Annotated in this window: 8 protein-coding genes and 1 riboswitch; all 8 genes read right to left on the bottom strand. The window is 58.0% G+C overall.

Annotated features, from left to right (window positions below):
- Positions 1-1,325 (bottom strand): sensor domain-containing diguanylate cyclase (locus tag HP459_RS19550; protein WP_171936682.1); only part of this gene is annotated, 1,325 nt, incomplete at its 3' end.
- Positions 1,326-1,658: 333 nt separating this feature from the next.
- Positions 1,659-2,792 carry a 2-iminoacetate synthase ThiH gene (gene thiH / locus HP459_RS19545; protein ID WP_022646704.1) on the bottom strand — a complete coding sequence of 378 codons (1,134 nt, stop codon included), beginning with the start codon at positions 2,790-2,792 and terminating at the stop codon, positions 1,659-1,661.
- A complete protein-coding gene (thiG, locus tag HP459_RS19540; protein WP_171936681.1) occupies positions 2,792-3,559 on the bottom strand; it encodes a thiazole synthase in 768 nt (255 codons plus the stop codon). The genes thiH and thiG overlap by 1 nt, the downstream gene beginning before the upstream one ends.
- A gap of 1 nt (position 3,560) precedes the next feature.
- A complete protein-coding gene (gene thiS / locus HP459_RS19535) occupies positions 3,561-3,761 on the bottom strand; it encodes a sulfur carrier protein ThiS (RefSeq protein ID WP_023305244.1) in 201 nt (66 codons plus the stop codon).
- Positions 3,745-4,500, bottom strand: coding sequence for a thiazole biosynthesis adenylyltransferase ThiF (thiF, locus tag HP459_RS19530; RefSeq protein ID WP_063148480.1), 756 nt, complete (start codon positions 4,498-4,500; stop codon positions 3,745-3,747). Before thiF ends, thiS begins: the two co-directional genes overlap by 17 nt.
- A complete protein-coding gene (gene thiE, locus HP459_RS19525; protein ID WP_023299073.1) occupies positions 4,487-5,128 on the bottom strand; it encodes a thiamine phosphate synthase in 642 nt (213 codons plus the stop codon). The genes thiF and thiE overlap by 14 nt, the downstream gene beginning before the upstream one ends.
- A complete protein-coding gene (gene thiC, locus HP459_RS19520; RefSeq protein ID WP_023299074.1) occupies positions 5,128-7,023 on the bottom strand; it encodes a phosphomethylpyrimidine synthase ThiC in 1,896 nt (631 codons plus the stop codon). Before thiC ends, thiE begins: the two co-directional genes overlap by 1 nt.
- Positions 7,024-7,101: 78 nt before the next feature.
- A riboswitch (TPP riboswitch) is annotated at positions 7,102-7,211 on the bottom strand.
- Positions 7,212-7,265: 54 nt separating this feature from the next.
- Complete coding sequence (gene rsd / locus HP459_RS19515; RefSeq protein ID WP_253939657.1) at positions 7,266-7,742, bottom strand: sigma D regulator; 477 nt, start codon at positions 7,740-7,742, stop codon at positions 7,266-7,268.
- Positions 7,743-7,744: the final 2 nt, after the last annotated feature.

Genomic DNA, 7,744 nt, shown 5'->3' with positions numbered 1-7,744 from the left:
GCCGGGAATATTACGCCGAACTCTTCTCCACCGTAGCGGTAAACGGAAACGTGGTGCGGCTGCATGATCTGAATACCTTCGCGCGCCACGTTGCGCAGAACAATATCCCCGCTCAGGTGGCCCCAGGTATCGTTAATGGACTTGAAGTTATCGATGTCGATCAGCGCCAGAACGAAGGGTTGATGGGCGGTCAGCAGCTCATCCACATCGTTGTCGAACGCACGGCGGTTTTTGCAGCCTGTCAGCGCATCATGGGTGGCCTGACGGACATAGGCCAGCTCGCGTTCTTTATTGGTTCGAATGGTATGGCTGAGCATCGCTTCAAGGCGTGGCGCCTGGTTGACGTCGCCGGTTTTGATGGCGTTGATAATGTTCATCAGCACAGAACGCGAGGCATGACGAAGGTAAAGCCCGAACAGAATGATGATGATTGCCGCCAGCGCAAATCCCCAGCCGACGACGGTGGTTTCATGCCGGGTGATGACGGAAAGCGTGGCATCGGAGACCCGATAAATCACAAACCAGTCCGGATTGGTGAAAGAGTAGTAGTAATACCAGGTTTTACTTTTGGGGTCGAAAAGATGCCCTTCGCCGCTGGTCATTTTGTCCATCAGCGCTTCGCTTACGTACTGCTTAAAGAGCGCACCCGTGTCCGGATGCAGCACAACGGCGCCGTCACGTTCCACGACAAAAAACTCACCCTGAACCGGTGCCACCATCTGACGCAAGGTATACCCCATGGAGGTTAAATCAAGATGGAAAGCGAGCGTGCCCTTCAGACGGCCTTCCGGTGAAATGACCGGTTTATAGAGGGTGACCGTAGGATGTTGGGTGAAATAGTCCAGATAGGGGCGGGTGTAGTGAGGAAAGTTGCTGGCTTCCGCTTGCCCGATAAACCATGGGCGTGTTCGTGCGTCGAACGACCTACTCTTCTCCGTTGGCAGTACTTCCGGCGCGCGCAGATGGTGCCCTTCGGTGTCCGCAAGAGAGATAGACGACACCGTCGGCATCAGATTCTGCAAATGCATTAACATCTGCAAACCCTGTGTCGGATCGATATTTATCGTCTGATTCACTCTGTCTTCACGGGCGTAGTACATCGCAGCGCGACCAAGAATATAGTCATTTTCTCGCAGGATGGATTCGGTATAGTTCACCGCCAGATTATGGGTGAAGTTACCATTAATTTTATGATAATCCTCAATAAAATCCTTCCGTTGTGAAAGGATGACCAGAATCGCGATTATCGCGAAACTGAACAGAATCCCCGCGAAGCTGACCATAATTGGTCGGGTGAAAGAGAGCTTTTTACTGTGGAGTGCCATGAGTTGTGCATCAATCCAGATGGTAGGCGCGTTGCGTCTGTCGATATCCTCAGCATAGTCGCTGTCAGATTGCTGGTAGTAAATTATACAGAAAGCGATTTCCGACGGGTTGATTTATCTTAAGAGTAGATAAGAAACGACGTATTTATTTTATCAATTGAAATTTTGTTTAAGGGGCGGAGGGCAGGGCGAAACGAGGAAGAAGCATTTTCACCCTGGTCAGCGTCCGTTGCTGACGTGGTTAATCCTAATAAAACCGGGCAGATCTCCTCAATCGCCCGGCGTTGATCTTACGAGCCGTCTCGTAACCTTTCCGCGTTGTTGCAGGCGGTTTCAGCGCAAATGCGAAGCTCTTCCCAGCCAGCTGTCCCAGTCTTTCCACACGGGCTGTAGCCCCTGTGCAGTCAGGGCTTCCGCCACCGCGTCGGGCCGTCGTCCGTCGTGCGGTGCAAACTGTTCCAGTTCCGGGCGATCGTCCGCGTAACCGCCCGGCTGCGTTTTGGAAAAGGCGCTGACGTTGTTGATCGCCAGAGGGATCGCGCGGTCGCGAAACGCGGGGGATTCACGCGTGGAGAGCGACAATTCCACTTCCGGCGCGAACAGGCGAAATGCGCACAGGGTTTGCACCAGCTGGCGCTCATCCATCAGCGAGGCGGGTTCAATGCCTCCCGTACACGGACGCAGCCGTGGGAATGAGATGGAATAGCGGCTTTGCCAGTAGTACTGCTGTAGCCACAGCAGATGCTCCGCCACCATATAGCAGTCAACCCGCCAGCTGTCGGACAGACCGATAAGCGCGCCCAGCCCAATTTTATCGATACCGGCGCGCCCCAGCCTGTCCGGCGTTTCCAGCCGGAAGATGAAATCCTGCTTCTTCCCTTTCAGGTGATGTCGGGCATAGGTCGCCTCATGGTAGGTTTCCTGATAAACCATTACGCCGTCCAGCCCAAGGGTTTTCAGTTCCGCATATTCCTCTTGCGACAGAGGCTGCACTTCCATTTGCAATGAGGCAAATTCGCGGCGGATGGCCGGAAGATGCTGGCGAAAATAGTCCATCCCCACTTTGCCCTGATGTTCACCCGTCACCAGTAAGAGATGTTCAAAACCCATCTCACGAATAGCCGCACACTCGCGGGCGATCTCATGCTCATCCAGCGTTTTACGCTTAATGCGGTTGCTCATTGAGAAGCCACAGTAGGTGCAGTCGTTGGCGCACAGGTTAGAGAGATAAAGCGGCACGTAAAAGCTCACCGTGTTGCCAAAGCGCTGGCGGGTAAGGCGTTGCGCGCGCTGCGCCATCGGTTCAAGGTATGCGCTAGCTGCCGGAGAAAGCAGGGCCATCAAATCCTCGCGGGTCACATGCCGGGCTGTTAATGCCCGCTCTACGTCCGCAGAGGTTTTACTGTTGATGCGTAAGGCAATATCGTCCCAGTTAAGCTGACGCCAGCGATCGGTAAAGGTAGCCATCAGAGTGCCTCCAGAAAACCGGTCAGCGGGCTGGTGGCCTGCGCCTGAAAGCTGCGCGAGCCGGGGCCGGACTGTCGTGCCAGCAGACCGGACTCCACGGCAAGGCGGAACGCACGCGCCATCATCACCGGGTCGTCGGCCACCGCAATCGCGGTATTGACCAGCACCGCATCGGCCCCCATCTCCAGCGCCTGCGCGGCGTGACTGGGTACGCCGATGCCCGCATCCACCACCACGGGCACGGTCGCCTGCTCGATGATGATCTCCAGCATCGCGCGGGTCTCCAGTCCCTGGTTGGAGCCAATGGGCGCCCCTAACGGCATCACGGCCGCGCAGCCGACCTCTTCCAGACGCTTACACAGCACGGGATCGGCACCACAGTAGGGCAGAACGGTGAATCCCTGCTGCACCAGCGTCTCTGCCGCTTTCAGGGTTTCGATCGGATCGGGCAACAGCCAGCGGGCGTCCGGATGAATTTCCAGCTTCAGCCAGCAGGTGCCGAGCGCTTCCCGGGCCAGATGCGCAGCGAAAATTGCTTCCTCGGCCGTTTTCGCACCGGAGGTATTGGGTAAGAGCGTCACGCCTGCCTCCAGTAACGGCGCAAGTATGGCATCGTTGTGCTGACGCAGATCCACGCGCTTCATCGCCAGCGTCACCAGCTGGCTGCCGCTTTCACGAATAGCATCCACCATTAGCTGCGGGGAGGCGAATTTTCCGGTTCCGGTAAACAGATTTGAATCAAAGACTTTGTCGGCAATACGTAACATCTCAGCCCCCAGCGATAACCTGAAACAGCAGGATCTGGTCGCCTTCATTGACCTGCTGATGTTCCCACCGCTCGCGCGGCAGGATCTGTTGATTGAGCGCCAGCGCCGTTCCCGGCTTCATCTGGCGCAGCGTGTCGAGCAGGGCGGCAACGGTGAGATCGTCGTCGCACGTCATCGGCTCATCGTTAAACAGAATGCGCATCGCGGCCTCCGCATACCGGGCAGCAGTTGGCGCGGTTTAACGCCAGATGGCGCCAGCCGCTGGAACGGGCGTCGAACAGCCGGAGCGTGTTGCGCTCTGTTTCCATGCCGCTGAGCAACTTGATGGCTTCCAGCGCCTGAAGGGTACCCATCACGCCCACCACCGGCCCAAGAATGCCAGCCGTGCGGCAGTTACGCTCCGGTTCAGCCTCGTCCGGCCACAGGCAGCGGTAGCAGCCCTGCGCCCACGGCGGCGTAAGCACCATTATCTGCCCGCCGAAACCGACCGCGCTGGCGGTGATCAGCGGCGTGTTCTGTGCAACACAGGCCGCATTAATGGCCTGACGCGTCGCCATATTGTCCGTGCAGTCCAGCACCACGTCGGCAAGGGCAACTTCGCGTTGCAGATCTTCTCCGCTCAGCCGCGTCTGGAGCGCCACCAGTTCAATATCGGGGTTAAGCTGGTTCAGCCGCTTGCGCGTAACCTGTGCTTTAGGCTGGTTAACATCTTCTGTCGTGAAGAGGATTTGCCGTTGCAGGTTGCTGAGGTGTACCTCATCGTCATCGGCCAGTACCAGCGTTCCCACTCCCGCGCCGGCCAGATACAGCGCGGCGGGCGCGCCCAAACCACCCAAACCGACAATCAGTACCCGGCTGGCGAGCAGCTTTTGCTGCCCGTCAATGGCGATATCCTCCAGCAGGATCTGGCGGCTGTAGCGCATAAAATCACGATCTTTCATCGCCTGCTCCTGCCAGTTGTAAAAGCCGTGCGGTGGCGGTCTGCCAGTCTGCGGCCTGGGTGATAGCGCTGACGACGGCGATACTGCCGACGCCGGTTTCCAGCACGGCGGGCGCACGTTCAAGGCTGATTCCGCCGATGGCGACGGTGGGGTAATCGGCAAGGCGCTTAACGTGGGCTGCCAGCTGAGCCAAACCCTGTGGGGCAGACGGCATCTGTTTGGTTTGCGTCGGGAAAACGTGGCCGAGGGCGATGTAGGAGGGGCGGGCCGCCAGCGCCACGTCGATCTCCATATCATCGTGGGTGGAAACGCCCAGCCGCAGACCGGCGTCACGGATTGCGTTGAGATCGGTCGTTTCCAGATCTTCCTGTCCCAGATGCACGCCGTACGCCTGGTGTTTAACCGCCAGCCGCCAGTAGTCGTTGATAAACAGGCGGGCGTGGTAGCGACGTCCCAGCGCGATAGCGGCGGCCACATCGGCCTCCACCTCTTCGTCGCGTTTATCCTTGATGCGCAGCTGGAGGGTGCGAACGCCTGCCTCCAGCAAGCGCTCTATCCACGCCACGCTGTCCACCACCGGGTAAAGCCCTAAGTGGAAGGAGACAGGTGGGAAATCGGGCTGGTACATTACGCCTCCTCCTTTTTGAGGTAGATTTCGCCGCCTTTGGCGCGGAAGGTTTCGGACATGTCTGCCATGCCGACTTCAATGGTCTGCGCGGCGGCGTAGTCGCGCACCTCCTGGCTGATTTTCATCGAGCAGAACTTCGGCCCACACATGGAGCAGAAGTGCGCGACTTTGCCCGATTCCTGCGGCAGGGTTTCGTCGTGGTAGGCGCGGGCGGTGAACGGATCCAGCGCCAGGTTGAACTGGTCTTCCCAGCGGAATTCAAAGCGCGCTTTGGACATGGCGTTGTCGCGAATTTGCGCGCCCGGATGGCCTTTCGCCAGATCCGCCGCGTGGGCGGCAATCTTGTAGGTGATCAGCCCCTGCTTCACGTCCTCTTTGTTTGGCAGCCCGAGGTGCTCTTTCGGCGTCACGTAGCAGAGCATGGCGCAGCCGAACCAGCCGATCATCGCCGCGCCGATCCCGGAAGTGAAGTGGTCATAGCCCGGCGCAATATCGGTGGTCAACGGCCCCAGGGTGTAGAACGGTGCTTCGTGGCAGTGCTCCAGCTCCTCGGTCATGTTGCGGCGGATCATCTGCATCGGTACATGGCCCGGGCCTTCAATCATCACCTGCACATCGTACTCCCAGGCGATTTTGGTCAGCTCGCCCAGCGTGTGCAGCTCGGCAAACTGCGCCTCGTCGTTCGCGTCACGGATGGAGCCAGGACGCAGGCCGTCGCCCAGAGACAGAGAAACGTCATAAGCGGCGCAGATCTCGCAGATTTCGCGGAAGTGCTCGTAGAGGAAGTTTTCCTGATGATGGGAAAGGCACCATTTCGCCATAATCGAACCGCCGCGTGAGACGATACCGGTCAGACGCTTCGCGGTCATCGGCACGTAGCGCAGCAGTACGCCCGCGTGAATGGTGAAGTAGTCCACGCCCTGTTCCGCCTGCTCCAGCAGCGTGTCGCGGAACGCTTCCCAGGTGAGGTTTTCGGCGATACCGTTTACCTTCTCCAGCGCCTGATAAATCGGGACGGTGCCAATCGGAACCGGGCTGTTACGCAGGATCCATTCGCGGGTTTCGTGAATGTAACGGCCGGTGGAGAGGTCCATCACCGTGTCCGCGCCCCAGCGCGTCGACCAGACCAGCTTTTCCACCTCTTCTTCGATGGAAGAGGTGACGGCAGAGTTGCCGATGTTGGCGTTGACCTTCACCAGGAAGTTGCGGCCGATAATCATCGGCTCGGATTCCGGGTGGTTGATGTTGGCGGGAATAATCGCGCGCCCGGCGGCTACTTCATCACGCACGAATTCCGGCGTGATGTTCTCCGGCAGGCGAGCGCCAAACCCTTCACCCGGATGCTGGTGGCGCAGCACTTCGCTGCGAATGCGCTCGCGGCCCATGTTTTCGCGGATGGCGATGAACTCCATCTCCGGCGTGACGATACCCTGTCGCGCGTAGTGCAACTGGGTTACGCATTTGCCCGCTTTAGCGCGTTTTGGCGTCAGCAGGCCAGTAAAGCGCAGCTCGTCCAGACCGTCGTCGGCCAGGCGCGCGTTGGTGTACGCCGAGCTGCGCACGCTCAGTTCTTCGCAGTCGTTACGGGCGTCAATCCACGGCTGGCGAAGCTTTGCCAGACCCTGCTGCACGTTGATAGCAACATCAGGATCGCCGTACGGGCCGGAGGTGTCATACACCGGCACGGCTTCGTTGTCTTCAAACTGCGGGTGCTCTTTGCTGCCGCCGATAAGCGTCGGGCTGAGCTGGATTTCGCGCATCGGCACGCGGATATCGGCCTGTGAACCGGTGATGTAGATGCGCGTTGAGTTCGGGAAAGCGGTGCCTTCCAGGGTGTCGATGAAGCGTTGTGCGTGTTCGCGCTGTTCGCGGCGGGTCAGTTTTGTTGTAGACATAGCTCATTCCAGATGTGAAGGACATGGCTTGTCAGACGACGGATGAAGCAAGAGAAGATCGCCCGAAGGCGATACAACAGCAGTGTGACTCTTGTTCCCTTCGCAGGTATTAACCTGATCAGGTTCCGCGGATCCCGAATTAACGGTCTCAGCCCGTGCTTTCACACTGGGCACTCCGACAAGAAAAATCCCCCTCCGCAGAGGGGCGAATGGTTGTAAATTACTCGTTAACGATTAAGAACTCAAGCAGGGCGCGCAACGTTATCGCTGGTGCTGATAGTCAGGTTGTTGTCCAGCACGAGGGCGATGAGCTTGTCTTCCAGCGTGAATCGCTCTTCCAGTGCTTCGCCAAGGTCGGAAAGCGCCTGCTGAAACTCAAGATAGTTATCGTGATCGATAGCGTTCTCCAGCGTGGAATCGTAGTAGTCCATGATCTGCTGGGTGTTGGCTTCAAGCAACGGACAGAGTTTACTGGCCGCTAAATACGGCGTTGTCCCTTCCATTTCGCGGATAATGCGTTCATAAAGGTTGAAATGGCCGTCGGAGAGGTAGTCGACCAGGCTCTGACAAAAGTCGTCCAGCGCTTTTTCATTGAGTCGCATAAAGGATTCTTTGCCAGGCTTAAGACCAACCAGATTGTAATACGCCACAAGGAGATGCTTGCGCACATGTAGCCAGCGATCCACCAGGGTGTTACTTCCTCCAACGCGCTCAGTCAGGC

The sequence above is a fragment of the Enterobacter sp. CM29 genome, from assembly GCF_013179605.1.
In the GTDB taxonomy this organism is placed as follows: Bacteria; Pseudomonadota; Gammaproteobacteria; order Enterobacterales; family Enterobacteriaceae; genus Enterobacter; species Enterobacter intestinihominis.
This window is presented reverse-complemented; position numbering and strand designations above follow the sequence as displayed.

Excerpts from the sequence above, each read along its gene's own strand:
- thiF (WP_063148480.1), bottom strand. The coding sequence starts at position 4,500 with ATGAAAGATCGTGATTTTATGCGCTACAGCCGCCAGATCCTGCTGGAG.
- thiC (WP_023299074.1), bottom strand. The coding sequence starts at position 7,023 with ATGTCTACAACAAAACTGACCCGCCGCGAACAGCGCGAACACGCACAA.
- thiE (WP_023299073.1), bottom strand. The coding sequence starts at position 5,128 with ATGTACCAGCCCGATTTCCCACCTGTCTCCTTCCACTTAGGGCTTTAC.
- thiH (WP_022646704.1), bottom strand. The coding sequence starts at position 2,792 with ATGGCTACCTTTACCGATCGCTGGCGTCAGCTTAACTGGGACGATATT.
- thiS (WP_023305244.1), bottom strand. The coding sequence starts at position 3,761 with ATGCGCATTCTGTTTAACGATGAGCCGATGACGTGCGACGACGATCTC.
- thiG (WP_171936681.1), bottom strand. The coding sequence starts at position 3,559 with ATGTTACGTATTGCCGACAAAGTCTTTGATTCAAATCTGTTTACCGGA.